Below are 683 nucleotides of genomic sequence, written 5' to 3'. Positions count from 1 at the left end.
AGCCTGGGGTATATTTTTGGCCCGTGGGAGTTGTTGTTGGGTCCCTTTGGTTATTTTCTCACCCTTTTTGCCGTCTGGGCGGCGATTAACGCCTTTAATATGGTTGATGGCATTGATGGCTTGTTAGGCGGGCTATCCAGCGTCTCATTCGCCGCGATGGGGTTTATCCTGTGGTTCGATGGTCAGACAAGCCTGGCTATCTGGTGTTTTGCCATGATTGCCGCCATCCTGCCTTACATCATGCTGAATCTGGGCATTCTTGGACGCCGCTATAAAGTCTTTATGGGCGATGCGGGGAGTACGCTGATTGGCTTTACAGTCATTTGGATCCTGCTGGAGACCACACAAGGTGCAACACACCCTATTAGCCCGGTCACTGCACTGTGGATTATCGCCATTCCGTTAATGGATATGGTGGCGATTATGTATCGTCGTTTACGTAAAGGCATGAGTCCTTTCTCGGCAGATCGCCAGCATATTCATCATTTAGTGATGCGCGCAGGGTTTACTTCCCGACAGGCATTTGTTCTGATCACGCTGGCTGCAGCGATTCTGGCCTCTATCGGCGTACTGGCTGAATATTTTCGTTTAGTCCCTGAATGGGCCATGTTGGTGCTCTTTTTACTGGCATTCGGTCTTTACGGTTACTGTATTAAGCGGGCATGGAAGGTGGCGAGATTTAT

General features: G+C 49.9%; 1 protein-coding gene. It reads left to right on the top strand.

What is annotated here, in order from left to right:
• Nucleotides 1-683, top strand: a 683-nt coding sequence (gene wecA / locus JSN25_RS03465; protein WP_204525444.1) for a UDP-N-acetylglucosamine--undecaprenyl-phosphate N-acetylglucosaminephosphotransferase, incomplete at both ends; no start/stop codon positions are given.

The sequence above is a fragment of the Citrobacter cronae genome (assembly GCF_016893685.1).
GTDB classification, from domain to species: Bacteria; Pseudomonadota; Gammaproteobacteria; order Enterobacterales; family Enterobacteriaceae; genus Citrobacter; species Citrobacter werkmanii.
The sequence above is the reverse complement of the archived record's forward strand: the minus strand, read 5'-3'. Positions and strand labels throughout refer to the sequence as shown.